Raw genomic sequence first — 26593 nt, forward strand, 5'->3', positions numbered from 1 at the left:
TTCCTTTAATCGAGGCCGTATTCGACCCAGCGGGCGTCGACCTTCTGTTTTATCTCGTCATCCATAACGATTGGCTGGCCCCATTCGCGATCGGTCTCCCCTGGCCACTTATTGGTGGCATCCATGCCAATCTTGGAACCCAAGCCGGCAACCGGTGAAGCAAAATCGAGGTAATCGATCGGGGTGTTCTCTACCATCAAGGTATCCCGCGCCGGATCCATGCGGGTGGTCATCGCCCAGATCACATCGTTCCAATCGCGGGCATTAACGTCGTCATCGCAAACGATGATGAACTTGGTGTACATAAACTGGCGAAGGAAACTCCAAGCGCCCATCATCACCCGCTTGGCGTGGCCAGGGTACTGTTTTTTAATGGTAATCACTGCCATTCGGTAGGAGCAACCTTCTGGCGGGAGATAGAAATCTTCGATTTCGGGGTACTGTTTTTTCAGGATTGGTACGAACACTTCGTTGAGCGCTACCCCCAGCATCGCCGGCTCATCCGGTGGGCGGCCAGTGTAGGTGCTGTGGTAGATGGCGTCTCGACGCATGGTCATGTGAGTCACGGTAAATACCGGGAACTGTTCGACCTCGTTGTAGTAACCGGTGTGATCGCCGTAGGGGCCTTCGGCCGCCAGTTCGCCAGGTTCAAGATAGCCTTCAAGAATGATTTCGGCGGTTGCTGGTACCTGCAGATCACAGCTTAGCGCTTTGGCGACCTCGGTGCGTTCTCCGCGCAGTAGTCCGGCAAAGGCGTATTCGCTCATGGCATCGGGCACCGGCGTTACCGCGCCCAAAATGGTGACCGGATCCGCGCCCAGCGCGACCACTACCGGATAGCGTTCGCCAGGGTGTTGCTGTTGAAACTCTTGATAGTCGATGGCGCCGCCACGGTGCGCCAACCAGCGCATGATCAGTTTGTTTTTACTGAGCAACTGCTGGCGATAGATCCCCAAGTTTTGCCGTTTTTGATTCGGCCCTTTAGTGATAGTCAGGCCCCAAGTCACCAAGGGGGCGACATCGCCGGGCCAGCAGTGTTGTATCGGCAGTTTGCTAAGGTCGACTTGATCGCCCTCAAATACCAGTTGTTGGCATTTAGGCCGTGAAACGGATTTCGGTGGCATGTTCAACGCTTGTTTGAACATCGGTACTTTAGCGATCGCGTCTTTAAACCCTGATGGCGGTTCCGGTTCCTTAAGAAACGCCAGTAACTCGCCAACTTCCCTAAGTTTTTTGGGGTCAGTGTGGCCGAGCGCCATGGCGACGCGCTTAGGGGTGCCAAACAAATTAGCCAATACCGGCATGGCGTGGCCTTTGGGATTCTCAAACAGAATCGCCGGCCCTCCAGCACGCAAAACTCGGTCGCAAATTTCGGTCATTTCCAAGTGAGGATCGACCTCTGCGCTGATGCGTTGCAGTTCACCATGGCTTTCAAGGTACTCAACAAATGAACGTAAGTCCTTAAAATTCATCGTTTTTATTCTCTTTGTTAGCTTTCGCGCAACATTATAGCGCAGCATTAGGCAATCTGGCTCCCCAACATTCAATCCTACCGTGGTCGAGCTGTTACTACCTTTTGGATTATTCGCCCCTGAGCGGATGACAATTTGGTATTCGACACAAGGATGTGCCCGATGAAGTACTCTTCTGCGCTGGTGGCAGCGACGACAATGCTGCCGGTCGTTGCGCTGGCGACCCCATTTGCGGATGGTCGCAGCCAAGGGATGGCGGGCGTTGGTATTGCTGCCGGTGATTTTCGCCAAACCTTAGCAAATCCTGCGCTGTTAACTCGTTTTGCCGATGATGATTCGTTTTATTTGCAATTGGGACTTGGGGCCTTGGGCCGTGAGTATGACGATACCATCGATGGCGTTGATGCAACTCAAGATGATATCGCCGCGTTTGAAGCGGCGTTGGCGCAAGGCGATCGCGTGGCGGCGATGGAAATTGCCCTGCGCGCCGGTGAACGGTTACAAGCATTAGAGCAAAATAGCCCCGGTGGCGAATTGGAGTTATTGCTCGGAGGTTACCGTCCCAGTCAAAGTTTGGCGTGGGGAGTGTCGCTAAGCGGCTATGCCGCAGTATCTGGGGTGGTGGACTACGTCGAAAGTGATGAGCAGTTGTTGCGCGAAGCATTGATTACCTTGCAGTTTAACCCTGATGAGATCGCCAGTAACGCCGATCTGCAAGGGGCTTTTGTGTCGGAATTGACGCTGTCGCTGGCTCGTCAATTTACGCTAAATGAGTTACCGCTGTCGGTGGGGATTGCGCCAAAGTTGCAGCGTATCGACAGCTACTATTACAACGCCAACATCTCCAATTTCGACGATGACGATCTGACCGACAATCGTAATATGACCGACACCACCGAATTTAACCTCGATGTCGGTTTTCACAGTGGTTACGGTGCCTGGCAGTGGGCGTTAGTGATCCGCAATCTGCTTGAGCAAGAGTTAACCGACGTGACGGGGCAGTCGCTGATGCTGCGGCCTACTGCGGTTGCGGGGTTAGGGTGGCAAGCGCACGGCTTAACCATCGAGGTCGATTTGGATTTAAACGAAGATGACTCTTTTGAAACCTACATTATGCCCAGCCAATGGGCACGAATTGGCGCCGAGTATGATTTTCGCCAGTGGCTGCAAGCGCGCTTAGGTTTTCGTAGCGACCTGTCGGACAACTACCACGACATTTGGAGTTTTGGCTTGGGATTCAGCCCTGGCCAGATGGTGAGCTTGGATCTGGCGGCGCAATTGGGCGACAACGACGAGCTGGGGGGGCAAATCCAGTTGGGGCTGCGCTTTTAGGGGCACTCGAGCGGATGATAGCGCTGATCGGAATGGTTAAGGCGATAGCAGCGCTGTTGCCAGCGATACAGCCGTTGGCCTTGATGAAGTTCGCTACGAGCGTTGGCTGGTAGTGTCGCTAAGGCGCCGCCTTTATCTTGGGGTAGTTGGCTGTGAATGGTTCGGGCTGACAGTGGCGCTATCCGGATTGGCTGCGGAGGTTGGTCAACACGATAGCGTGGCCAATCGCGGTCGCTTGCCCAGCGGCTGGAGCGCAAGCGATGATCGTGCCAAGTCAGATTGCAGCGGCCATGGGGCTGCCAGACTCGATTGGCCCAATAATGGTTGCCCCAATAGCCGGGGTGACCAACGCTGATCCCCACCGACACACGGGCGCTTGCCGCAGCGCCAAGACCGATGCTCAGACATAGCAGTAACCCAAATCGCAGTAACATTGTGCTACCCCGCTGCTGTTAGTTAACTGACACTCGCTTAAGTATGGCAAAAAATAACCCGAAGCTGGGCTTCGGGTTGTCGGTATTGGCGTCAGCAATCGCGATTACAGGGTCAGCTTGATGGCCGCGGCTGGAGTCAAATTCTTGTTGGTTTGGTAGTAACCCTGACTCTTATCATCTTTAAGACCTGCGGCGCTGCCATAGATCCAGTAGGTATTGGCTTCGTTAGGGTCTTTGGCAATACCGTAAGGCTTACCGGCTAAGCTTTGCAGTGCGTTGCCATCACCTTGTAACAGCGGCGCGTATTCGAACCAATCCATGGTTTCGCCATTGGCGTCGATGGCTTTAATGTCGGAGCGACGTTTGCCTAAGCCCAGTAGCTGGCCTTGGCTAACGGTTAGGTGAGCTTCAGTTTGCTCTTTGCAGGCGCTGTTGCATGAATTGGCCGATTCCGCCTTTAGGGTCCAGTACACTGGCAGACGCTCGCCCTTAGCTAAGAACTTGCCGTCTTTGCTGAATTCGATGTCACGCTTGGCCTGAATAAAACCGACAATGACGTTGTCGAGAATGTCGGTTGGTACCACGTTAAACAGGTAGTTGCCGTTGCCTTTAACAATGCTCGGCACTGATAGGTAACGGCCTTTCGCTGGCACAAAGGTGCCATTGATGTTGACGTACAACGCAGGGCGACTGTAGCGCTGCTTTTTGCCATCAACCTCTTGGGTCATCGACTCATTGAAAAATGCCGCGCCGCCAATTTCGGCCTCTTTGGCCCATTTGTAGGTTTGATTGGCGATGGTGAATGGCAGTTCAAAGGTTTCCGCCAACTCGCGACCGCCAGTGGCGCGGACGTCGGCCGCTAATACACTGCTGTGGGCGGGGGCATCGATAGTGAGCGCAAAATCGGAGCCGGTGATCTGGATGGTACGGCCTTTGTCACCACCAACACGTTGGCTATCTTGGTAATTGATGATCACGTTGAGCAGTTTGTTGCTGCTGTCGCTGTGGATGGCATCCATGTGGCGGATAGAACCATTAGCGGAGGTAGCAAAAATTTCTTGAGTGGGGGCCGCCAGTGCCGAAGCGGAGCACAGCGCCAACAGGGAAAGAGAAACTAAAGTGCGTTTCATAAGATCTAAGTCCGTTCAGTTTATTGCGGGCGAGTTGCCCAAACTAAACTCAGCGGCGCAGCCTAGAATCCATTGCAGATTCCACTGTCGCTTTGCGTCCCTACCTCACGATAGGTTTGCCCTTAGAGTCGAAAATGGAGGCGGAGTTTATCCTTTTTGATGAAATATGAAACCGGAACCAAAACTTTCATTGATCTGCGTCACATTAGATTTTCGGCCAGTGGCTTGAGGTTGTTACGACAATAAAAAAGCCGGCGCATGGCCGACTTTATCAAATTGAGAGCAGCGAACTGTTACTTCGACTTAGCGCGTTTCATCGCGTCAAAGAATTCGTCGTTGGTCTTGGTCATAGCCAACTTGTCGATCAAGAACTCCATCGCTTCCACTTCCTGCATTGGGTTAAGGATCTTACGCAGGATCCACATCTTTTGCAGTTCATCGGCAGACGCCAGCAACTCTTCACGGCGGGTACCAGAGCGGTTGAAGTCGATGGCTGGGAACACGCGACGTTCGGCGATCTTACGGCTTAAGTGCAGTTCCATGTTACCGGTGCCCTTAAACTCTTCGTAGATCACTTCGTCCATCTTCGAACCGGTATCAACCAGTGCGGTGGCGATAATGGTCAGGCTACCGCCCTCTTCGACGTTACGCGCGGCACCGAAGAAACGCTTTGGACGGTGCAGGGCGTTGGCATCGACACCACCAGTCAGCACTTTGCCGGAGCTTGGTACTACGGTGTTGTAGGCGCGGGCCAGACGGGTGATGGAATCCAGCAGGATCACCACATCTTTTTTGTGCTCAACCAGACGCTTGGCTTTTTCGATAACCATCTCGGCCACTTGCACGTGGCGGGAGGCTGGCTCATCAAAGGTAGATGCAACCACTTCGCCTTTGACCAGACGCTGCATCTCGGTTACTTCTTCAGGACGTTCGTCAATCAGCAGTACCATCAACTCACACTCTGGGTGGTTGTGAGCAATCGACTGAGCGATGTTTTGCAGCAGCAGGGTCTTACCGGCTTTTGGCGGTGCCACGATCAGACCGCGTTGGCCTTTACCGATTGGGCTGGCCAGATCCAGTACGCGAGCGGTGATGTCTTCGGTTGAACCGTTACCACGCTCCATCCGCAGACGGTCGTTAGCGTGCAGCGGAGTTAAGTTTTCAAACAGAATTTTGCTGCGCGAGCTTTCAGGGCGGTCGTGGTTAACTTGGTTAACTTTCAACAGCGCGAAGTAGCGTTCGCCATCTTTTGGTGGACGGATTTTACCGTCGATGGAGTCACCGGTGCGCAGGTTAAAGCGGCGGATTTGGCTTGGCGATACGTAGATATCGTCTGGGCCAGCCAGGTATGACGAGTCGGCGCTGCGCAGGAACCCGAAACCATCCTGAAGGATCTCCAATACGCCGTCGCCGAAGATATCTTCGCCGGACTTGGCGTGGGCTTTAAGGATGGCAAACAGAATGTCTTGCTTACGGGCACGAGCAAGGTTTTCCAATCCCATGGATTCGGCCAGAGCAACCAGCTCCGAAACCGGTTTCTGTTTCAATTCGGTTAGGTTCATAGGGGGGTTCTTTTGATCGGTACTGCGCGGCTCAGAGCGGCGCCGACGAACTGTCATAGTCGCGTTCGAATAATTTAAGAGAATGGGTTTTTGCTGAAAAAATCAACAAAGAGAATGTTTGGTTAAGAACTTAGCACCAATGCCGAAGTGCGTCCAGCGCTTTGTCCTATACAAAAGAGCCAGACTAACGATTGTTTAGTCTGGCTCAATTTTATAATAACGATGGCTTACAGGTGGCCGTCGATAAACTCTTTCAGCTGAGTTTTAGAGGCTGCACCGACTTTGGTGCCAACCAGTTCGCCGCCTTTAAATAGCAGCAGAGTTGGAATGCCACGGATGCCGAATTTAGCTGGGGTGGCGTTGTTGTGATCAACGTTCATTTTACCGATGGTCAGCTGGCCATCGTAATCGTCTGCCAGTTCGTTCAATACTGGGGCGATCATTTTGCATGGGCCACACCACTCTGCCCAGAAGTCCACCAATACTGGCTTGTCGGCGTTGATTACATCGGTGTCAAAGCTGTCGTCAGACAGAGTTAGGATCTTGTCGCTCATAAGTTACTCCAATTGTGTCCCATGCTAGGCCATTGCCCTAAGGGTATCTCCTTAATATGGGAGCGAGCTTGCCTGCTTTCAATGGTGGCGGCCAATTACATTATTAGGTCGCGCTAATCGAGCCGCTGGTCAAATAATCGCAAATGATTGCTGCGGCGTGATACTGGCGATAATTTGACGGCTTGGGTTTGCTTTGGCAAGCGCTTCCGATATGCTGCTTGGCATTATGACAAAGACCCATCTTACCGATACCCAATTTGCCGATTTCCCATTGGCAAACTCCGTAGTGGCGGCGCTGCAAGGCGCGGGCTTCAGCCACTGTACTCCCATTCAAGCGTTGACGCTGCCGATTCTGCTTAGCGGTAAAGACATTGCTGGCCAAGCTCAGACTGGCACCGGCAAGACCTTGGCGTTTTTGGTAGCGACCTTCCATGAGCTGCTAAGCCGTGAGGTACCTGCTGATCACGATGGTCACAGCCCGCGCGCATTGATCATGGCGCCAACCCGTGAGTTGGCGATTCAGATCTGCAAAGACGCTGAGCCACTGGCCAAGGCCACCGGTTTGAAACTGGGTCTGGCCTATGGCGGAGAAGGCTACGAAGAGCAGCGTGAAACCATCGCCGCTGGCGTCGATATTCTGGTGGGCACCACCGGTCGTCTGATCGACTACTACAAGCAGGGTGTGTACCAGCTAAATGCCATTCAAGTGATGGTACTGGACGAAGCCGACCGGATGTTCGATCTGGGCTTTATCAAAGACATTCGTTACCTGTTCCGTCGCATGCCTGCGCCAGCAGCGCGTCGTAACATGCTGTTTTCCGCTACCTTGTCATTCAAAGTGCAGGAACTGGCATACGAGCACATGAACGATCCTGAGCATGTGCAGGTAGAGCCAGAGCGCAAGACCGCCAAGCAAATTAAGGAAGAGCTGTTTTATCCGTCCAATGAAGACAAGATGAAACTGCTGCTGACCCTGATCGAAGAGGAATGGCCAGACAAAGGCATTATCTTCGCCAACACCAAGCATCGCTGTGAAGAGATCCACGCTTGGATGGCGGCGGATGGCCATCGGGTTGGCTTGCTGACCGGTGACGTTCATCAGAAGAAACGTCTGAAGATCCTGGAGCTGTTCAAAACCGGCGACATCGACTTCTTGGTCGCCACTGACGTCGCCGCCCGTGGCTTACACATCGCTGATGTGACCCACGTGTTTAACTACGACTTGCCGGACGATTGCGAAGATTACGTCCATCGTATTGGCCGTACTGGCCGTGCTGGCGCTAAAGGTACCTCCATCAGTTTTGCTTGTGAGCAATACGCGATGAACCTGCCAGCGATCGAGGATTACATCGCCCATCGCATTCCGCAAAGCAGCTATGACGCCTCGGCTCTGCTGAGCGATCTGACCGTGCCAAAACGCAGTCACAGTCGCAGTCGTCGCCCTAACGATCGTGGTAACGATCGCAGCGGAGGCCAGCGCGGTGGCCGTCCACCACGCCGTCGCAGCTAACCTGCCCGTCAATAGCGGCCCAATCGTGGCCGCTATTACTTTGGGCTCCAACAGTTTCAATATGCTGTTGGCCCAGCCAAATCATCCTTTCCCGACGGTTATTGCCAAACACAAACGCAAAGTGCGCCTGGCGCGCGGCTTAGCGGCTACTGGCCGGTTAGATCCGCAGGCGGTAACTGAAGCGCTGGCGTGTTTGCAGTGGTTTGGCTTGCTGCTAAAACAAACTCAAGTGCACCAGGTGCAGGTGGTGGCTACCGCCGCGCTGCGACAAGCACTGGATGGGGCGGAATTCTGTCGGCGCGCTGAGCCGCTGCTGGGTTATCCGATAGCAGTGATTAGCGGTGACCGCGAAGCGGAACTGATTTTTCAAGGGATGCGGGCGACCACCAAGGTCGACGGCCGCTGTTTGATGATTGATGTCGGCGGTGCCAGTACCGAGTTGGTGATTGGCGACAATGACATCGACTATAAGATCTCGTTGCCGTTTGGGGCGGTGCTGTACACCGAACGCTTCTTTGCCGCCGGGATCAATCAAGCCAGCTTGGTGGCGGCGCGAGCCGCAGTGATCGGTGCACTGGCACCGGTACGGCAATCGTTATTGCAATTGGGGTGGCAACAAGCGTTGGGGATCTCCGGCAGCTTTCGCAGTGTGTTTGAGTACGAACAATCAAACATCGCCGCAAATGCCCCGATAAGCCCTGCCAAGCTAATGGAACTCGAAGCTAAGCTGCTGGCAAATAATGGTGAACTTCCCGGTTTGTGCATTGAACGGCAACCGACATTTGCCGCTGGCATCGCCATTTTATCGGGGCTGATGAGCAGTTTGCAGATTGAGGCGTTCTACCCCGCAGGTGGGGCGTTGCGGGAGGGGGTCTTGCTGCAGTTAAACCAACAGGTTGAAGTGGCTGGCGCCGCGCTTGAATTGAATTAACGTCACTGTTCGCTAATTGTGACCGATCCAGATCACAGACAGCGGGATCGCGCCGATATTAACTAATGCACTTGAGTACAATCTGCACTCACGCATTAAATTAGTCGATTCAGGCGCAAATAATGACCTCTACTACTACAAAAACCAGCCTTTGGGGGCGTTGGTCTGCGGTACCACTGTGGCTGCAGATCCTTACTGGCATGCTATTGGGTATGGGCACCGGCCTCTACCTTGGTGAAAACGCAGAATATCTAAAACCGATTGGCAGCCTGTTTGTTAACACCATCAAGATGCTGATCGTGCCGTTGGTGTTCTGTTCGTTGATCGTTGGCATCACCTCGATGCGCGATACCCAGAAAATGGGCCGCATCGGCGCTAAGTCCTTCGTGTTTTACATGGCCACCACTGCTGTTGCAATTACCATTGGCCTGGCGTTTGGCGTGCTGTTCCAGCCAGGGGCAGGCCTAGAACTGCCGGTCGCGTCAGCGGCGGAAACGGTAAAAGAGGCTCCCAAGTTTGTCGATATTATCGTTGGCATGATCCCAACCAACCCAGTGGCGGCACTGGCTGGTGGCCACATTCTGCAGGTTATCGTGTTTGCGGTAGCGCTGGGGGTAGCACTGGTCCTGATCGGCGAACGCGGCCAGCCGGCGGTAGCGTTGTTTGAATCGCTGGCTGAAGCGATGTACAAGCTGACCGATCTGGTGATGCGATTAGCCCCTTACGGCGTATTCGCGCTAATGGCTTGGGTGGCTGGCTCTTACGGATTGGCGGTATTGCTGCCACTGATCAAAGTGATTTTGGCGGTATACCTGGGCTGTATGGCTCATATCTTTGGTTTCTACAGCCTGATTTTGGCGTTCATCGCTCGCATCAGCCCAATCACTTTCTTTAAGCATATCTCTGAAGCGATGGCCGTGGCTTACACCACCTCCAGCTCCGCAGGCTCTCTGCCAGCGTCGATGAAATGTGCCGCCAGCTTGGGCGTGAACAAGCGGGTATCCAGCTTCGTATTGCCTTTGGGCACCACCATCAACATGGATGGTACTGCGCTGTACCAAGGCGTATGTGCGTTGTTTGTGGCGCAGGCATTCGGTGTTGATCTGACCATGACTCAGTACCTGACCATCATTGCCACTGCAACCTTGGCGTCCATCGGTACTGCCGGTGTGCCTGGTGCTGGTCTGGTGATGTTGACTCTGGTGCTGACTTCCGTTGGTCTGCCGCTGGAAGGGGTGGCACTGGTGGCTGGTATCGACCGTATTTTGGATATGGCTCGCACCGTGGTAAACGTTTCCGGTGACTTGCTGGCGACCACCGTGATTGCTAAATCTGAAGGTGAGATCAACCAGCAGCAAACCCAAGCTGCGCAGGCTTAAGTAGTCAACCTATCGAATTCAACAGGGCGCTTCGGCGCCCTGTTTGCGTTTATGCGACGGCCAGTTTGGTTGGCGAATAATAGCCATGAATTTCGTGTGGATTTACACATTCTAATCGTTTGATTTGTTGTGTGAATGTTAAATTTTAAGCGATTTTCGGTATGGTGCCTCCCAGTTAACCATCAGCACACTGGTTTTTAGGGAGGGGTACCATGATGGGTAAGCAAACCGCGGTGGCTGTGACACTGCTAGCGGCGCTCGCTGGTTGCAGTGACAATAACGACAACCATGACGTTGCTGCGGAGCAATCGCCAACGGTAGTGTCGCCGTTAGCACACGCCATCTTAGCGGGGATGCAGGTAACCGTTGATGGGACCACCTCGCCGCTAACCGATGGCACTCTTAGCCTTGCAGCCGGACAACCATTCACTCTAACCATTGGCGATTTCAACAGTGCCGAGGTTATCGCCAGTGATGAGTTAACCCTGTTTGCGCTGTTCGGCGCAGAGCCGCAACTGGATGCCAATGCCATCTATCAGGCATTGCAGAATGAGGATTATCAGGGGTCGCTGGCGCAGGTTAGTAACTTGATAAGCTGGCTGTTGGCGTGGGATGAAAATTTCGATCTGAGCGATGGCATTCAAGCACGATCGCTGGATTGGCTGCAGATGAGCGATGGGCTGAGCTTCAATCTACCCTACCGTGATTTTATCGAGCAGCAGTTACAACCGCGTTTACGGCAGCAAGGTTGGCGTTTGGGCTACCCGTTTGAATATGCGCTGCTGCACTATTACCGGCTGCTGGGACTGCAAGTTGCAGGTTTTCGCGAACTGACCGTCGAGCAATATCGCGCCGGTGTGCTGGAGCTCACTTGGCACAGCAGTTACGACGATAACGGCTTACCCATCCGCCGTGCCGGCTACGGCAGTAAAAATGAGTTAGTGGCCAACGACTGGCAGCAAAGTTACAACGATTATCTGCAACCGCTTGAGCGCCGTTTTGATTATTACGATGTCTATGGCCAACTGGTGCAGGGTGATGTGGCACAGCACCGTTACGACCCGCTTGGCAATCGCAGCTATTGGTCTGAAACCGAAGACAGTGGTAACCGATCCTATACCAGTGAAGAGGTAACCCTGCGTAGTCAGCAAGGGTTGCCAACCGTGGTTAGCTATCGCAGTTATGCCGATGGCGACTTGCGGCGGCAACTGGATCACCACTACCTCTACAACGAGCAATTTCAAGCCAGCAGCGTCACGGTTAAGCAAGATCTCGATCCCGAGGTTGATGGCATTGAACTGTCGCAGCAGCAACTATTTGAGTACGACCAGCAGGGCAATCAACGTCGTTTTACCGAGCTTGAGGATGCTGACAACGACGGCGTTGTCGACAGCCGTTTGCTGGTTGAATGGCGCTTTGATGCCGCGGGGCAGCAACTGTTTTACGGTAACTACTTCGATAACGATAACGATGGCGTGATCGATAGCTACAACAGTCGCACCCGCACCTATGACGAGCAAGGTAACAACAGCAGCTATTACTACGTCAACGACAGCGATAACGACGGCAGTTGGGACAGCAACGTCTATAGCCTCTACCGATGGGATGACAATGGCAATCGCATCGGCATCACCAACTATCGTAACTACCTAGATGCCGCTACCTACAGTCAGCGGGAAACCATTGAATACCACTATGATGGCCGCAACCAGCCGATAAGTTATCAATCGTTAACCGACACCAACGGCGATGGCAAGCCGGAGCGTGCCAGCTACTCCAGCACCGAATATCACAACGATGATCAAGGGCGGATCTTAAGTCAGATCCATCGTGCTGATTTTGATGGCGATGGCGTGGTAAACAGCGTGACCACCGAAACTTACCGCTACGACGATAACGGCTTGCTGCAGCAAAGTACGCTGCAAACCGATTTTAACAACGACGGCATTCTCGACCGCGATGAACGCGCGATTTACCACTACGAGGCCGTCGCTGATGTGCTCGGAACCTTGCTGCATCGGCTAAATAATTAAGGGGAAAGGCGATGACACACTCACATTGGATGGTGGCACTGGTTGGCGTCATGGCACTGGTTGGTTGCGATAGCGGTGATACCGAGGCAGAGCAACCGGCGACGATAGCGATCGACTTCAATGGCCTGTTGCCGGATGGATTCCCGGTTCAGTTGGATGGCACCAGCGTTGCGATTACCAATGGCATGCTCAGCGCGGTCAGCGGCCAACAACTGACGCTGAATTTGGGCGAGTTTGTCAGCGAACCGGTGGCAGTGCATGCCGAGTTAACCCTGTTTGAGCTGTTTGCGATTACCCCCAGCACCGATGCGCTGGAACTGGATAGTTTGCTGCGTGATTACGATTATCGAGGCGAGTACGCGCAACTGAGTAACTTGCTAAGTTGGTTGCTGGTGTGGGATCAGAACTTTGATCTTAGCGACGGCCTGCAAGCGCGACCGCTGGATATGGCGATAATGACCGATGGCTTAAATTTGGCGGTGCCATTTCGGGAATTTAACCAGCAGCAATTGCGCCCAAGGTTGGCCAAACAGGGTTGGGAAATTGACTATCCTGTGGAATACGGCCTGCTGCAGTACTATCAACTGCATGGGCTTAAGGTCAGTGGCCAGCGCCTTATTGCAACGGAATACTATGACGCTGACGGCCTCTATCAAACCTATGAGCATGTTTATGATGAAACCGGTTTAAAGGCGCGCTCCTCTTTCTATAACTCGGCCGGGGAGCTACGCCGCGATACCCAATATCAGTACCACCATAGCTATCAGCTAAGCCGCCACCAAAGCCGCCGTTATCTGGAAGACGGTTCGTTATACCGAGAATCGATCCGTGAGTTCCAATACGACCAGTTGGGCAATGAAATTGCCGTCGATGAGCAGTCGTTGGCCTTTGGTGGTGTTAGCAGCGACCAGTATCGTACCAATCGCAGCGCTCAAGGGTTGCCGTTGCAGCGCCAGCAATACGCCTTTGATGAGGGCGTATTGGAGCGCAGCATTGAAAGCTACTGGCGCTATAACGAGTTACACCAGTTACTTGAATTTCGGGTAGAGAACGACAGCGATCGGTTGCAGTTTGGGCTGGAGGAGTTGTTTGTATCGGAGTTTGAATACGATGAGGCTGGCAACCCCGTGCTGCATCGAGAGCGGATTGACTGGCAAGCGGATGGGGTGATCGATAATCGCAGCGAGAGTCGCAGTCAATTTGATGCGCAAGGGCGACTGATCGAGCAGACGCAGCAACAAGACTACGATGGCGATGGCCAGATGGACACTCACAGTCGGCATCAATATCAATACAGCGACAGTGGTTATCAAACCTTCTATCGCTACGACTATGACGGTGATAATGACGGTCAGTTTGATTTCAACATTATTTATCAATATCAGTTTGATGAGCAGGGCAACCGCACGGGTGACATCAACTATCGCGATTACGTTGATGACATGAACTACGGCTTTAAAGAGCTGCACCATTGGCAACGTGACGCGCACGGCAATGTCACCCTCTACCAGCGGCAAAGCGATGATGATGGTGATGGCACCATCGATCGGCGCTACCGCGCTGACTATCAGCTGCAATACGACAACCAAGGGCGGGTTATTGTCCATCAGGAGTGGTTAGACAGCGATGGTGATGGCGAGATCGACAGTTACAGCCGTCACTACAGCGAATTCGATAGCGGCGGTTACCTGTTAGAGACTGGTTACAGCAACGATGAAAACGGCGCTGGCAATGCTAACGCCAGCAGCCGCCAAGTACGCCGTTATCAAGCCAGCGACGACATGCTACTCAGTCTATTTCAGGATCTTATCGAAGATGACTAAAGCTCGCCAGCAAGTATCCGCCTGCTGGCGCTTTAGTGATGAATGCAAACGCGGTTCTTACCGCTGTGTTTGGCGACATACAGTTGCAGATCCGCCAGTCGTACCTGCTGCTCGAAATCGAATGGGATTGAGCGATCATTGGTCGACAGGCCAATGCTCAAGCTGACGCTAAAGTCGCCCTGATCGCTGGGGTAGAGTTGCTGCTCGATCTCATGGCGCAGTTGTTCTGCCAATTCCGTCGCTTGCGCTTCGCGGCAGTTCGGCAGCACCACTAAGAACTCTTCGCCACCCCAACGGCTGATTTTGCCGTGATCGCTAAATTGCTCCAACAGCGTGGCCGCCACTTTGGCGATCACCTGATCGCCGACAGCATGGCCGTGGTTGTCGTTAACCGCTTTAAAGTTGTCGATGTCGATCATTAAGCAGCTCATCGGCAACGCTTGCTGCTGAAATTGCATAACATAGGCGGCCAACGCTTGGCGATTAAGGCAGCCAGTGAGATCGTCGTGGCTGGCTTGATAGGCCAATTGCTGCTGCAGATGATGTTTTTCGGTGATGTCGTGGTAGACCACCAGGACCGCCGGTTCGCCATCCCAATCGACCGCATTTTCATACAGTTCAAACATCTTGATTGAGCCATCAACACAATGGGTTTCGACGATAGAGTGAGCGCCAAAGCGTTCGCCTTTGATCACGCTGTGGTATTTGCTGAATGCCTCGGCGTGACTCTCCTCGGGAATGATCCGCATCAGGCTTGGCCACGACAACACCTCTTGCGCCGATTTTGCATGCACCAATTGGGCGTAGGCATCGTTGACCAGCAGCGGCACAAAGTTGCGATGAATTACGATCCCTTGGTGGGAGCTTAAGATGAGGTTGCGGTATTTGCTGCGACTGTCGCGCAGTTTTTGCGTGCGACGTTCGCTGGCGGAGATATCAATGATGGTGATTTGCAGCGCCGGTTCACCATCGAATTCAACGAAGTGTTCCACCGTTAAAATGGCAAAACAGTTACCCAACCGGTCGCTGCTGATGGAACGGCGCACCGCCGGCGCGACTTCACCAGACATTAGCCGATAGTAGTTGTTGACGGCATCGGCATGGGACTGCGGTTCGATCAATGTCAGCAGCGAGGCGTTGCCGAGCAACTGCTGCAAACTCTCGAACTTGTACATCTTAAGAAAACGGTCGTCAGCCCACAGCGGTTTGAAAGCTCGGTGGATAACGACGCCAAAATTGACGCTGTCTGAAACGCTCATACTACCTGGTCGCAAACATGGTTAGACAATGATTATCTTAGCAGTTGTCGATAATTGTAAGCTTAACTCATCGGCAAAAGCGGTAATTAGATGAGCGAAATAAACAATTAACTTTGCCATCACACTTACCGTTATCTCTTATTTCTAAAATGAATATAGTTAGACCAATCAGTTCGGATAGCATCAGCCTCCTTTCGTTAGAGTGAATGCAGCGGCATCACCATTGAGGTTAGCGATATGAATTGGATGGTTGGCGCCAACATCTTGGTGATGTTGGTGATGTTCTGGGGGCTCTTTCAGCTGCAGCAAAAGCAGTGGAAATTGGGTCAGCGAGTGCTGTTGGCGTTGGTGCTTGGGGTCGGTTACGGCGGCGTGCTGCAACTGCTTTATGGCGTCGATTCGGCGGTGATGGTGCACTCGATTGAGTACTTCAATATTGCCGGCCAAGGCTATGTGCAGTTGCTGAAGATGATCATCATGCCGCTGGTGATGGTGTCGATCATCAATGCCATTATGAAGCTCAAAGATGGCCAGTCATTGGGGCAAATTTCGGCGCTGACCATCGGTTGGTTGTTATTCACTGTGGCGATCGCGGCCGTTATCGGCCTGGTGGTGGCCCAAGCCTTTGGTCTGAGCGCCGAGGGTCTGGTGGAAGGCAGCCGTGAAGCGGCGCGGGCTGCGGCGTTGGAGTCGCGCCAAGGCGCGGCAGAATCGATCTCGATCGCCTCGACCATTTTAGAGTTAATTCCATCTAACCCGTTCTTGGATATGACCGGTGCCCGCGACACCTCGATCATTTCGGTGGTGATTTTCTCTGCCTTTATTGGGTTGGCGGGGTTAGGGTTGTTTCAGCAGCAACCGCAATTGGCTGAGAAGTTTGCCAGCTTTATGGAGGTGGCGTACGCCATCGTGATGAAGATGGTCAATATGGTGTTGCAGTTGACGCCGTACGGGGTCTTAGCGTTGATGACCAAGGTACTGGCGGCCAGCAACTTCAGCGACATTTTGAATCTGTTTGGCTTTGTTGCTGCCTCCTATACCGCCATTTTACTGATGTTTGTTGTCCACTTGGTGTTGATCACTTTGGCAGGTGGTCATCCGCTGCGCTATCTGAAAAAAGTCTGGCCAGTGCTGACCTTCGCGTTCACCAGTCGTTCTAGCGCGGCCACCATTCCGCTGACAGTACAGGCGCAAACCAGACAGTTGGGGATCCCCGACGGTATCGCTAACTTCGCCGCTACTTTTGGGGCCACCATCGGCCAAAACGGTTGTGCCGGTTTGTATCCAGCGATGCTGGTGGTGATGATTGCCCCAACCGTTGGTATTGAAGTGATGGATCCACTGTTTATTGCCTCAGTGTTACTGACCATCGTTATTGGTTCGTTTGGGGTTGCTGGGGTTGGCGGTGGCGCCACCTTTGCGGCGCTGATTGTGTTAAGTGCTTTGGATCTGCCGGTGGCGTTGGTGGGGCTGCTGATCTCCATCGAGCCGTTGATCGACATGGGCCGTACCGCACTGAACGTTAATGGTGCCATCACCTCCGGTTTCCTTACGTCACGAATGTTAGGGCAGACCGATATGTCATTGTTAGCGCAAGAAAAACCGCTAGAGCTGGAGCACAGCTGATGGCCTGTAGTTAGTTATTGCCGCATAAAAGATGCGCAAACCAGAAAAAACGGCATCCGCGGATGCCGTTTTTTGTGATTGGATTTGTGAATCGCTCTAATAAATTCACAACAGCATTGAGATTCCCAGTTGGCAACAGCACAATTGCTCCAAACAAAAGTTTGATAAGCAAACAAAAGTTATGACCGAACGGGAACATCAGATCCTCGAACTGCTGCGTCAGGATCCTCTGATCCCTCAGCAGCAGCTGGCGGATCAACTGGGGATCAGCCGCAGCGCGGTTGCTGGCCACATTATGAATCTGACTCGCAAAGGCGAGATCCAAGGCAAGGGCTATATCCTGTCGCCACAGCGGTTTGCGATGGTGATTGGTGGCGCTAACGTTGACCTTTGTGGTCGCGCCGATAGCCACTTGGTGAATGGTGACTCCAATCCGGGCAAACTGCGCTGCAGTGCTGGTGGCGTCGGTCGTAACATCGCCGATAACTTGGCCCGCTTAGGCAGCCAAGTTGAATTTATCGGTGCCGTTGGCGATGACGACTGGGGCGATATGCTCAAGCGCAGTTGTCGCGCCGTCGGCATCGGTGTTGATCACTGCTTAACCGTGGCGGGGGCGACGAGCTCAAGCTACTTGTCGATTCATGATGCTAGCGGCGAGATGCAGTTGGCTTTGAATGACATGGCGTTGATCGAGCGACTTGATGCCAGCACCTTATCGGATCGCGATGGCCCAATCAGCCGTGCTAACGCCTTAGTGATCGATGCCAACCTTAGCGAAGCGGCTTTGGCCTACCTGTTTGATCGCCATGCCGATGACGGGATCCTCTTTGTCGATCCGGTTTCCAGTGTTAAAGCCAAACGAATCAAGCCCTTTCTTGCCAAAGTGCATACCCTCAAGCCAAATCGCCTTGAAGCAGAGCTACTGACCGGCATTGAGATCCGCGATCACCAATCGATGGCGGCAGCGGTGGTTGAATTACACCGCTTGGGGGTACAGCGAGTATTGCTGAGCCTCGGTAGCGAGGGTGCCATCGCCAGTGATGGCAATGAACAGCGTTACATTCCAGCCACCGCCACTTGCGTTAACAACGTCACCGGCGCTGGCGATGCGCTGATGGCCGGCCTTGTGCACGGCTACCTACAAGACTGGGATTGGTTCACCAGTGTCGAATTTGGTTTGGCGGCGGCGCGTTTGGCGCTGGCGGCAGACAACACCATCAGTTCAACTATGTCAGCAGCGGCGGTAATGCGCCTGCTAGAGGAAGTATCATGCTAAGCAACTACCTAGATATCCTGCCAGAAGTGGCCGAAGCCCTTGCTAACAACCAGCCGGTAGTGGCATTGGAATCCACCATTATTTCGCACGGTATGCCATACCCGCGTAACGTGGAAACCGCACTGCAGGTGGAAGCGGCGATCCGTGAACAGGGCGCGATCCCAGCGACTATCGCTATCATCGGCGGTCGTCTGAAAGTGGGTTTGAGCGAAGAGCAGATCACCCACCTGGGTAAAGCGGGCCTGTCGGTGACCAAAGTGAGCCGTCGTGATATTCCATTTGTGGTTGCCGCGGGTAAAGATGGCGCGACTACCGTGGCTGGCACCATGATTCTGGCAGCGATGGCGGGCATCAAAGTATTTGCTACCGGTGGTATCGGTGGTGTTCACCGTGGTGCGCAAGAGACCATGGATATCTCTGCCGATCTGCAAGAGCTGGCCAACACCGACGTGGCTGTGGTGTGTGCTGGTGCCAAATCGATTCTGGATCTGGCGCTGACCCGTGAATACTTGGAAACCCAAGGCGTACCAGTAGTGGGTTACCAGACTGACTCTCTGCCAGCGTTCTACACCCGCGAAAGTGAGCATGGTATCGACTACCGTCTGGATACCCCAGAGCAGATCGCCCTGGCACTGAAAGCCAAGTGGGCGATGGACTTGCACGGTGGTGTGGTGGTTGCTAACCCAATCCCAGCTGAGCATGCGATGCCATTGGAAACCATCACCAATGCGGTTGAGCAAGCGTTGGCAGAATCCGTTGAGCAAGGCATCGTTGGTAAAGCGTCTACTCCGTTCCTGTTGGCTCGTGTGTGTGAACTGACCGGCGGCAACAGCTTGGATTCCAACATTCAGCTGGTACTGAACAACGCCCGTCTGGGCGCGCAAATTGCTAAGGCTTACTGCGCTTAATTCGCCAGTTACCCAAGCGACTAGCCCGAGCCATTGCTCGGGCTTTTTTGTGCTTGAACTATGGCGGCAATGCGTTGCTGTAACACTGGCAGCAGTTGTTGTTCAAACCATAGATGTTGTTTGAGCCAACGGTTATTGCGCGGCGAGGGATGGGGCAACGCAATCTGCTTATGGCGGAGGGTTTGCTGCCAGTCGGTGACCGCGCTGGTGGTGTTGACAAAGGCGGGTAGGTAGCGGCGCTGGGCGTATTGGCCAAGCAGTAAGGTCAGTTGCAACTGCTGCAACTGTGGCAGTAGCCTTGGGTGCCACAGCGGCGCACAGCGTTTATCCGGAGGGTTATCGCCGCTGCGGCCGGTTCCTGGGTAACACAGCCCCATCGGCATGATCGCCACCAGTGCTGGATCATAAAATTGGTCATCACTTAGCCCAAGCCATTGCCGCAACCGCTGACCGCTGGCATCGGCAAAGGGAATGCCTGATTGATGTGCTTTGCGCCCCGGCGCTTGGCCAATAATCAAGATTTTAGCGCTGGCAGAGAACTGCAGCAGTGGCTTGGGCTCCAGCTTGTCGTGGCACAGGGTGCAGCGGCGCGGATCGAGATTCATCGAAGCGTTGGCAGTGAAGGCGGTGTGACTAATGCTACCAGCCTAAGGTGACATCGGGGCGATGACCTGCGACAGTGATTTTTTATCGATAACGTTAAGGATAACGGCATGCAAGGCAAGGTAATTTTATTAACTGGGGCATCGGAAGGGATCGGCCGCGCGCTGGCAGTACAATTGTCACAAGCGGGGGCGCAGTTGATGTTGGCGGCACGCAATCTTGAGCGGCTGCGTGAGTTGCAGCAACAACTGCCAGGTGCCAGTGCCGTGATCGCCTTGGATGTGGCGGATCCTCAGCAGTGTCAGCAAGCGGTAGCGGCGACCATTGAGCAGTTCGGGCGGCTGGATATGTTGATCAACAACGCTGGTATCACCATGTGGAGTCGCTTCGAGCAACTGGACGATCTGACGTTGCTGGAACGGCTGATGCGGGTTAATTATCTCGGTGCCGCGTGGTTGACCCACAGTGCCTTACCGCACCTAAAGCAGAGCCGCGGTCAGATCGTGGCGGTGGCGTCGCTGGCGGGCTTAACCGGTGTACCGGAGCGCAGCGGTTACGCGGCCTCCAAGCACGCAATGGTTGGCTTTTTCGATTCGCTGCGGATTGAACTGCGTGGCAGTGGCGTCGATGTCAGCGTGATTTGCCCCGATTTTGTGGTGTCGGAAATTCATAAACGCGCCATTGGCGCCGACGGTCAGCCGCTGGGCGAGTCGCCGATGCAGCAAGACAAGATCATGACCAGCGAGCAGTGCGCCGAACAGGTGTTTGCTGCCATTGCCGGACGGCGGCGACTGTGGATTGGCTCGTTGCGTGGCAAGTTGGGGCGCTGGTTGCGACTGCTGGCGCCAGATCTGATCGATCGGATTGCTGCAAAGGCGATTGCCGAGCGCCGCTAAGGTGCAATGGTGGGCGCGGCTGTCTGGATTAGTTGCCACGCTTTACAGTGGGCTCAGTGGGTGGCTGGATTGCAGCGATGGCGGGCTGTTGTAAGGCTAGTCGGTAACGATACCGATAGGCCAAGGAGCGCCGGATGAACAGCAAGGTAGCGGCATTTGATCACTGGATCCGCAACGATTTTGTTGAGCTCAATAGCGAATTAGAGCGTCGCTACTGGCAGCAAGATGATAAGGCTAACGTCGATAACATTGGCACTGAGCTTAAGCAGCAGTTGCAAGCGCAGGGGCGGGAATATTGCGCATCACTGTTGGCCCAAGGCAATACCGATGAAGGCTTTGACCGCGCGTTTGACTTGCTTGGCAATGTTGGTCTGTATCTGGCCGCTTGCCGCCGTCATGGCTTGTCGGATCCCGACCGTGACAGCCGTTCGCCCCAGCAGGAAGCCAGTGCGCTAGCGATGCACATCGCCGCCAGTATCGGCGTGGTACCACGGTTTGCCACCGCCCACCTGTGTACTCATAACTACGCCGTTAACGGTCGCTATAAAACCTTTACCGATTTGAGTGCCGAGCGCTGCTTTATCGATTACAACAGCAAAGGCATTCTAGCCTTTAAGCGCGCCAGTGAAGCATTGATTAAAGTGTTGCCGCTAGGGGTTAGTCATCCGATGGCATTGGCGCTGTTTGCTGCCGCAGAACAAGCCTTACAAGAGGTCAAAAGCAGTAACCAAAAGTTGTTTGAGCTGCTGGACCCACAGCAGTTTTTCTATGGGGTGCGCCCCTATTACAAGCCGCATCACGTTGGCAGCCAAGTCTATCGCGGCGCCAATGCCGGTGATTTTGCCGGTATCAACGTCATCGATATGTTGTTGGGGCTGTGTCAGGCCAACGAGCCAGCCTATGGTCGGATGTTGGTCGAGAAGTTCCTATATATGATGCCGGAAGACCAAGCGATCCTGCGCGATACCATGCGCCGTCGCAGTTTGATGAGCGAATTTTTAGGATTACCGGCGTCGCAGCAGCGTCAACCCTGGTATTCACAGCATCTGCAGGCGTTCCTGCGGCTGTGTCAGTTGCACGGTGATATTGCCACTCAGCACCATCAGCAACTGGTGCACAGTTACATCGTCAAACCCGCCGAGCAGATGGCGACCAAACACATGGGGCAATTAACCGCGTCTGGGCCACAGTTGGCGGGGCTGCTGCAATCGTTAACCGATCTATGCGATCGCCGTGCCGGTGTGCAACGCGACGATATCGTCACCAGTTTTGATCAGCTTGAAACGCTGCGGGGACGGTTATGAGTCGCGCCGATTTTCAACTGCCCAATGGCCACTACCTGGCCAGCCACAGTGCTGGTCGGCCGCTAATCCGAGTGGGGCAGGTAATTGCGCAGCGCTATCTCGAACCTTGGGCTGGCAACAGTGCCGAGCCTTGGGCGGGCTGGCTTGCTGAAATTGAACGGTTTCGGCAGCAACTCGCGCTGCTGTTTGCGGTAGATGCTAGCGGTGTATGTCCGCAGAGCAATGTCTCTAGCGGTGTCGCTAAAGTGGCAATGGCCTTGCCGGCGCTGCAAGCGGGCAAACCGCTGCTGATGAGCGAACATGACTTTCCCAGCATCGGCTTTGCGTTGGCCAAAGCGCTGCCGCTGGGGACAGAGCAGATCCGCTTTATTCCTAAGCATCTGGATCTGACCGATGCCAACGTATGGGAGCGTTATATAACCGACGATTTGGCGCTGGTGTGGGTAACTCATGGTTTCTCCAACCTTGGAGCGCTGGCCCCTTTGGCAGAAATTGCTCAGCTGGCTCGAACCAAAGGGATCTTAACGGCGGTGGACGTAGCCCAAACCGCTGGAGTGATCCCGCTAAATGCCTCTGCACTGGGTATCGATATGCTGTTCGGTTCGTGCTTGAAGTGGCTTTGTGGCGGCGCGGGAGCGGGCTTTATGTGGTTACGACCAGAGCTTAATTGTCAGTGTCAGCCCAAGGATGTGGGCTGGTTTTCCCATCAAGATCCGTTTGCGATGGATATTCATCAATTTCAGTATCACGATGAAGCGCTGCGGTTTTGGGGCGGAACGCCCTCGGTAGCCCCGTTTGTGATTGCCGCCGACAGCATTGGCTATTTCAACCAGTTAGGGATCGATCGTGTTCGTCAGCACAACCTCGCACTGCAACAGCAATTATTGGAGCAGATCGGGGATTTGGTGGTGTCGCCGCATCAAGCGACGCAGCGTAGCGGTACCTTGATTATTAATGTGGGCGCCAAACAACCGCGGTTGTTATCGGCATTGCAGGCGGCTGGCGGGATGCTGGATGAGCGACATGCCGGGGTCCGATTGTCGCCGCATATCTATAACGACAGCGACGACATCGATGCGATGATTGCCGCCATCCAAGCAGTGGTGACGGCTGGCGGGCGAGATTAAGCCCAGCCTAAGAATAGTGGGATAAGAATCGGCGCCGACAGCGATAGTAGGAAGCCGGAGACAATCGCCACCGGTACCGTCATCGGCCCGCCGCTTTTTTGGATCATCGGTAAGGTGAAGTCCATCGAGGTGGCACCGCCATAGCCGATGGCACCTGCTGGGGTGCGTCGCATCAGCATTGGGATCAGCACAATCGCCACCAACTCCCGAGCCAGGTCTGACAGAAACGCCACCGAGCCCATCATCGGCCCCAACTCTTGGCTGATCATCGCGCCAGAGAGCGAATACCAACCCACGCCAGAGGCAATCGCTAAACCATGAGGGATCGGCAGCTCAAACAGCCACGCCATTGCCGCACCGGCGGCTAGGCTGGTTATCAGCACCACCGCGGCAATGGCAAGACCACGGGGATTTAGTAGGATTTGCCGTAGGCTCATATTGGCGGCGCGCATCTGGATCCCAATCAACAGCAAAATCGCCATCAAAATGCCCAGCGCCAACGGATCTAAAGTGGAATGCGGCAGCGGGATCACCAGCCCTAGCAAGAAACCGCCAATCACTACCAGCGCGAGCTGCACCGATTCGCGCACCATCGCCGCTGTGTTGCTTTGCTGTTCACTCAATTGCACCGTTAATGGCAGCCAACGATCGACCAATGGCAGTGCCGCCAGATTGGCGATCAGCGTTAAGCCAACCAGTACCGTCACCATCTGGGCAATATTTCCCATCTGCTCGCCAAGATTATCGAGACTGGCCAAGCCCATCCCCATAATAATTAGAATCAAATAAACCATGGCAGTGAGAGCATGGCCGATCAGTTTAAGAAGCTGCGGTTGGCTAAGCTTGATCAGGTAGCCGACCGCCAACGGTGATAAGATAATTAGGGTATTCAACGAATGCCTCAAAAGACCAAGGGGGCTGAGATGGCCGTCAGGCTAACAGTCCAGCAGCACCGCAACAAGGAACATCAATGACCATAAATAAACGCTTAAGCATTGCTCTGCTGCTGTTGGTTATGGGATTGCTGGGATTTGCGATTTATCAGCTAAATGCGGTGAACCGGTTGGCAGCAGAGATCCAGGCAGAGCACCAAGTGGATGTAGTAATGTACGGGGCCACCTGGTGTGGTGTATGTGCGCGGGCGCGGCAGGATCTTGCCCAAGCAAACATTAACTACATCGAACTGAACGTCGAAGCCAGTGACGTTGGTAACCGGCAGTTTCGCCAACTTGGAGGGACAGGAGTGCCGCTGTTCGTTGCCAACGGTAAACTGATCCGCGGCTACAGTCCGCAGCAGTTGCAGTTGGCGTTGCAATCAAACTGAACTAACGCGGCGATTAGGATGCGCGTTCGCCCACCAGATTCAATACTTCGACATTGCCGCCGAGCACGGCGATTATCGATTTGCCTTGGCGGAATTGCTCCGGCAAGACGACCCGGCCGGATGGTCCCAGCTTCAGATCGCGCAGTAGTGCCTTTTCCATTACCAATGAGTTTTCATCGTAATAAAGAACACTAATATCAACAGCGTGCATGTAAATTCCTCTGATACTCAAGCGTGACCTTCCTAGCCTAGTCGGCAAATGCCTGGTTGACCTCAACAGCATTGTGGAGCCAGCGATGGAAACATGGACGAGAGTTGCCCAAATCAAGGTATAATTTTTCTTTTTACCTGTTTGGGGAATCCACTTTGCATTTTTCTGAGCTGGCGCTTGATCGCCGCCTGTTAGCCACCGTAGAACACTTGGGTTTTGCCCAAGCGACCGAAATCCAGCAAAAGGCCATTCCGGCGGCCATCGCAGGACGGGATCTATTGGCATCATCTCGTACTGGCTCAGGGAAGACGCTGGCATATCTGTTACCGGCGTTGCAGCGGGTAATTAAATCCAAGGCATTATCAAAGAAAGATCCTCGGGTACTGATCTTGGCGCCAACCCGCGAGCTGGCCAAGCAGGTATATGGGCAACTGCGTTTGGTGGTGGCCAACACCCAATATAGGTCGCTGCTTATTCTTGGCGGTGAAGACTTCAACCTACAAAGCAAAGCACTGGCGCGGGATCCGCACTTTGTGGTGGCGACCCCAGGCCGGTTGGCAGATCACCTCGAGCATGGTCACCTATACCTCAAAGGTCTGGAATTGCTGATCCTCGACGAAGCGGACCGAATGCTGGATCTGGGCTTTGATCAGCAGCTCAAAGCGATCCACAAAGCGGCGGATCACCGTAAGCGTCAAACCCTGTTGTTCTCGGCTACTTTGGATCACGCTCAAGTGAGCCAGTTCGCTGCCGAGATGCTGCAAAACCCACTGCGTATTCGTATTGATGACGAAGCCCAAGTGCACGCCGACATCAACCACCGCTTCCTGTTCTCCGATCACCTTGATCATAAACAGGCGCAGTTGCAGGCGCTGTTAAAGCAGCACGACTTTACTCAGCTGATCCTGTTTACCGCCACTCGCGCCGATACCGACCGGTTGGCGCAGTTGGTCAAAGAGTGGGGCTACAGCACTTTGGCGCTGTCCGGTGAACTAAACCAAGGTCAACGTAACGCCATCATGCAGGACTTCGCCGCTGGCAAAGCGGAAATTCTGATCACCACCGATGTGGCGAGCCGTGGCTTGGACATTGCGCGGGTATCCCACGTAATCAACTTCGATCTGCCAAAGCACAGTGAAGAGTACGTTCACCGTGTTGGTCGTACCGGCCGTGCCGGTGCTAAAGGGGATGCCTTATCGCTGGTTGGTCCGAAAGACTGGGTTAACTTCAAAGCGCTAGAAGCGTTCTTGAACCAGCCTTTGGCGTTTGAAGCGCTGCCAGAGCTGGAAGCGCAATTTAAGGGCTTTAAGATTAAGACCGCCAAGGCTGTCGACTCGAAAGCCAAGACCAAAACCGCCAAGGCGGCACCGAAGCGCAAAGCGACACCGAAGAAGGTACAGAAGAAAGTACTGAAAGAGGTCGGTGATGCGCCAATGATGTTCCGCAAGAAGCCAAAGGCCGACAACGCCGAGTAACTTAGGCACTACTCTTTATATAGAAGAAGCACAAAGGCGAGCGTTTAGCTCGCCTTTGCTGTCTCTGCCCCCAGATATTGCCGATATTTGGCGATGAGTAACCGCTAAATAGCCGCCGCAATCGCAGATTCTGTGGATAACTCTGTGATCAATCCTGTATTGGCTGGGAGTTTGCGCAGTTGAATCATTTTCGCTGAAAAACAGTTGTCAGCGCCGAAACCGTCCCTATAATGCGCATCTGTCGACGGGGCACAGCGAGCAAATCGCCGCAATGAAAACCAAGTCGACCGGTTCGAAAAAGAAGTTAGAAAATAACGCTTGACGAACCAAACGGATACGCTAGAATGCGCGTCCTGTCTCGAACGAGACAAGCTCTTTAAAAATTAGTCAGACAATCTGTGTGGGCACTCACGTGGAACGAGAA

The 26593-nt window shown here is 53.9% G+C and carries 23 protein-coding genes and 1 riboswitch; of the genes, 14 read left to right on the plus strand and 9 right to left on the minus strand.

Going from position 1 to position 26593, the window contains the following annotated elements; genetic code table 11:
- Positions 1 to 5: 5 nt before the first annotated feature.
- A complete protein-coding gene (ubiD, locus tag G506_RS0111955; RefSeq protein WP_028117070.1) occupies positions 6 to 1472 on the minus strand; it encodes a 4-hydroxy-3-polyprenylbenzoate decarboxylase in 1467 nt (488 codons plus the stop codon).
- Positions 1473 to 1634: 162 nt separating this feature from the next.
- Between ubiD and traF the strand changes: the two genes are divergently transcribed.
- A complete protein-coding gene (traF, locus tag G506_RS0111960; protein WP_169628105.1) occupies positions 1635 to 2804 on the plus strand; it encodes a conjugal transfer protein TraF in 1170 nt (389 codons plus the stop codon).
- Here the strand turns inward: traF and G506_RS0111965 are convergent.
- The 4 genes from G506_RS0111965 to trxA all read right to left on the minus strand — a co-directional run bounded on the left by G506_RS0111965 (position 2801) and on the right by trxA (position 6484).
- Positions 2801 to 3238, minus strand: coding sequence for a hypothetical protein (locus tag G506_RS0111965; protein ID WP_028117072.1), 438 nt, complete (start codon positions 3236 to 3238; stop codon positions 2801 to 2803). The genes traF and G506_RS0111965 overlap by 4 nt on opposite strands.
- Before the next feature lie 104 nt (positions 3239 to 3342).
- A complete protein-coding gene (locus G506_RS0111970; RefSeq protein ID WP_156904890.1) occupies positions 3343 to 4368 on the minus strand; it encodes a hypothetical protein in 1026 nt (341 codons plus the stop codon).
- Between the two features lie 48 nt (positions 4369 to 4416).
- Positions 4417 to 4499, minus strand: a riboswitch (cyclic di-GMP riboswitch).
- A gap of 162 nt (positions 4500 to 4661) precedes the next feature.
- Positions 4662 to 5930 carry a transcription termination factor Rho gene (rho, locus tag G506_RS0111975; protein ID WP_028117074.1) on the minus strand — a complete coding sequence of 423 codons (1269 nt, stop codon included), beginning with the start codon at positions 5928 to 5930 and terminating at the stop codon, positions 4662 to 4664.
- Between the two features lie 227 nt (positions 5931 to 6157).
- On the minus strand, positions 6158 to 6484 hold the full coding sequence (gene trxA / locus G506_RS0111980; protein ID WP_028117075.1) for a thioredoxin TrxA: 327 nt from the start codon (positions 6482 to 6484) through the stop codon (positions 6158 to 6160).
- Between the two features lie 226 nt (positions 6485 to 6710).
- Between trxA and rhlB the strand changes: the two genes are divergently transcribed.
- The 5 genes from rhlB (at position 6711) to G506_RS0112005 (ending at position 14160) form a co-directional block, all read left to right on the plus strand.
- On the plus strand, positions 6711 to 7994 hold the full coding sequence (gene rhlB / locus G506_RS0111985) for an ATP-dependent RNA helicase RhlB (protein ID WP_028117076.1): 1284 nt from the start codon (positions 6711 to 6713) through the stop codon (positions 7992 to 7994).
- A gap of 25 nt (positions 7995 to 8019) precedes the next feature.
- A complete protein-coding gene (locus tag G506_RS0111990) occupies positions 8020 to 8925 on the plus strand; it encodes a Ppx/GppA phosphatase family protein (RefSeq protein WP_169628106.1) in 906 nt (301 codons plus the stop codon).
- A gap of 122 nt (positions 8926 to 9047) precedes the next feature.
- Complete coding sequence (locus tag G506_RS0111995; RefSeq protein ID WP_028117078.1) at positions 9048 to 10304, plus strand: dicarboxylate/amino acid:cation symporter; 1257 nt, start codon at positions 9048 to 9050, stop codon at positions 10302 to 10304.
- A gap of 212 nt (positions 10305 to 10516) precedes the next feature.
- A complete protein-coding gene (locus tag G506_RS0112000) occupies positions 10517 to 12337 on the plus strand; it encodes an RHS repeat protein (RefSeq protein ID WP_028117079.1) in 1821 nt (606 codons plus the stop codon).
- An 11-nt stretch (positions 12338 to 12348) separates the two neighbouring features.
- Positions 12349 to 14160 (plus strand): RHS repeat domain-containing protein, encoded by a 1812-nt coding sequence (locus tag G506_RS0112005; protein WP_156904892.1) that lies wholly within the window; start codon positions 12349 to 12351, stop codon positions 14158 to 14160.
- A 32-nt stretch (positions 14161 to 14192) separates the two neighbouring features.
- Here G506_RS0112005 and G506_RS0112010 read toward each other — a convergent pair whose 3' ends face one another.
- Positions 14193 to 15419 carry a sensor domain-containing diguanylate cyclase gene (locus G506_RS0112010; protein ID WP_028117081.1) on the minus strand — a complete coding sequence of 409 codons (1227 nt, stop codon included), beginning with the start codon at positions 15417 to 15419 and terminating at the stop codon, positions 14193 to 14195.
- 237 nt (positions 15420 to 15656) lie between these two features.
- On the opposite strand from G506_RS0112010, the gene G506_RS0112015 reads away from it, so the two are divergent.
- The 3 genes from G506_RS0112015 to G506_RS0112025 all read left to right on the plus strand — a co-directional run bounded on the left by G506_RS0112015 (position 15657) and on the right by G506_RS0112025 (position 19229).
- The gene (locus tag G506_RS0112015) at positions 15657 to 17045 is read left to right on the plus strand and encodes an L-cystine transporter (RefSeq protein WP_028117082.1); all 1389 of its coding nucleotides are present in this window, start codon (positions 15657 to 15659) and stop codon (positions 17043 to 17045) included.
- A 181-nt stretch (positions 17046 to 17226) separates the two neighbouring features.
- Positions 17227 to 18321, plus strand: coding sequence for a PfkB family carbohydrate kinase (locus G506_RS0112020; RefSeq protein WP_028117083.1), 1095 nt, complete (start codon positions 17227 to 17229; stop codon positions 18319 to 18321).
- Complete coding sequence (locus tag G506_RS0112025; protein ID WP_028117084.1) at positions 18315 to 19229, plus strand: pseudouridine-5'-phosphate glycosidase; 915 nt, start codon at positions 18315 to 18317, stop codon at positions 19227 to 19229. Before G506_RS0112020 ends, G506_RS0112025 begins: the two co-directional genes overlap by 7 nt.
- A gap of 20 nt (positions 19230 to 19249) precedes the next feature.
- Here G506_RS0112025 and G506_RS0112030 read toward each other — a convergent pair whose 3' ends face one another.
- Positions 19250 to 19834, minus strand: a complete 585-nt coding sequence (locus G506_RS0112030; RefSeq protein ID WP_028117085.1) for a uracil-DNA glycosylase family protein — start codon at positions 19832 to 19834, stop codon at positions 19250 to 19252.
- Positions 19835 to 19942: 108 nt separating this feature from the next.
- Here G506_RS0112030 and G506_RS0112035 point away from each other — a divergent pair, with 108 nt between their 5' ends.
- The 3 genes from G506_RS0112035 to G506_RS0112045 all read left to right on the plus strand — a co-directional run bounded on the left by G506_RS0112035 (position 19943) and on the right by G506_RS0112045 (position 23159).
- Positions 19943 to 20728 (plus strand): SDR family oxidoreductase, encoded by a 786-nt coding sequence (locus G506_RS0112035; RefSeq protein WP_028117086.1) that lies wholly within the window; start codon positions 19943 to 19945, stop codon positions 20726 to 20728.
- Between the two features lie 134 nt (positions 20729 to 20862).
- A complete protein-coding gene (locus G506_RS0112040) occupies positions 20863 to 22032 on the plus strand; it encodes a PrnB family protein (protein WP_028117087.1) in 1170 nt (389 codons plus the stop codon).
- On the plus strand, positions 22029 to 23159 hold the full coding sequence (locus G506_RS0112045; protein ID WP_028117088.1) for an aminotransferase class V-fold PLP-dependent enzyme: 1131 nt from the start codon (positions 22029 to 22031) through the stop codon (positions 23157 to 23159). The genes G506_RS0112040 and G506_RS0112045 overlap by 4 nt, the downstream gene beginning before the upstream one ends.
- Here G506_RS0112045 and G506_RS0112050 read toward each other — a convergent pair.
- The gene (locus G506_RS0112050; protein ID WP_028117089.1) at positions 23156 to 24052 is read right to left on the minus strand and encodes a LysO family transporter; all 897 of its coding nucleotides are present in this window, start codon (positions 24050 to 24052) and stop codon (positions 23156 to 23158) included. The genes G506_RS0112045 and G506_RS0112050 overlap by 4 nt on opposite strands.
- Before the next feature lie 77 nt (positions 24053 to 24129).
- Here G506_RS0112050 and G506_RS19600 point away from each other — a divergent pair, with 77 nt between their 5' ends.
- Entirely contained in the window at positions 24130 to 24483 is a 354-nt protein-coding gene (locus G506_RS19600; RefSeq protein ID WP_051202093.1) for a glutaredoxin family protein, read from the plus strand.
- A 13-nt stretch (positions 24484 to 24496) separates the two neighbouring features.
- Here G506_RS19600 and G506_RS0112060 read toward each other — a convergent pair whose 3' ends face one another.
- On the minus strand, positions 24497 to 24694 hold the full coding sequence (locus tag G506_RS0112060) for a TIGR02922 family protein (protein ID WP_028117090.1): 198 nt from the start codon (positions 24692 to 24694) through the stop codon (positions 24497 to 24499).
- 155 nt (positions 24695 to 24849) lie between these two features.
- On the opposite strand from G506_RS0112060, the gene G506_RS0112065 reads away from it, so the two are divergent.
- Positions 24850 to 26169: a DEAD/DEAH box helicase gene (locus G506_RS0112065; RefSeq protein WP_028117091.1), complete on the plus strand. Its 1320-nt coding sequence runs from the start codon at positions 24850 to 24852 to the stop codon at positions 26167 to 26169.
- Positions 26170 to 26593: the final 424 nt, after the last annotated feature.

The sequence above is a fragment of the Ferrimonas senticii DSM 18821 genome, assembly GCF_000422665.1.
In the GTDB taxonomy this organism is placed as follows: domain Bacteria; phylum Pseudomonadota; class Gammaproteobacteria; order Enterobacterales; family Shewanellaceae; genus Ferrimonas; species Ferrimonas senticii.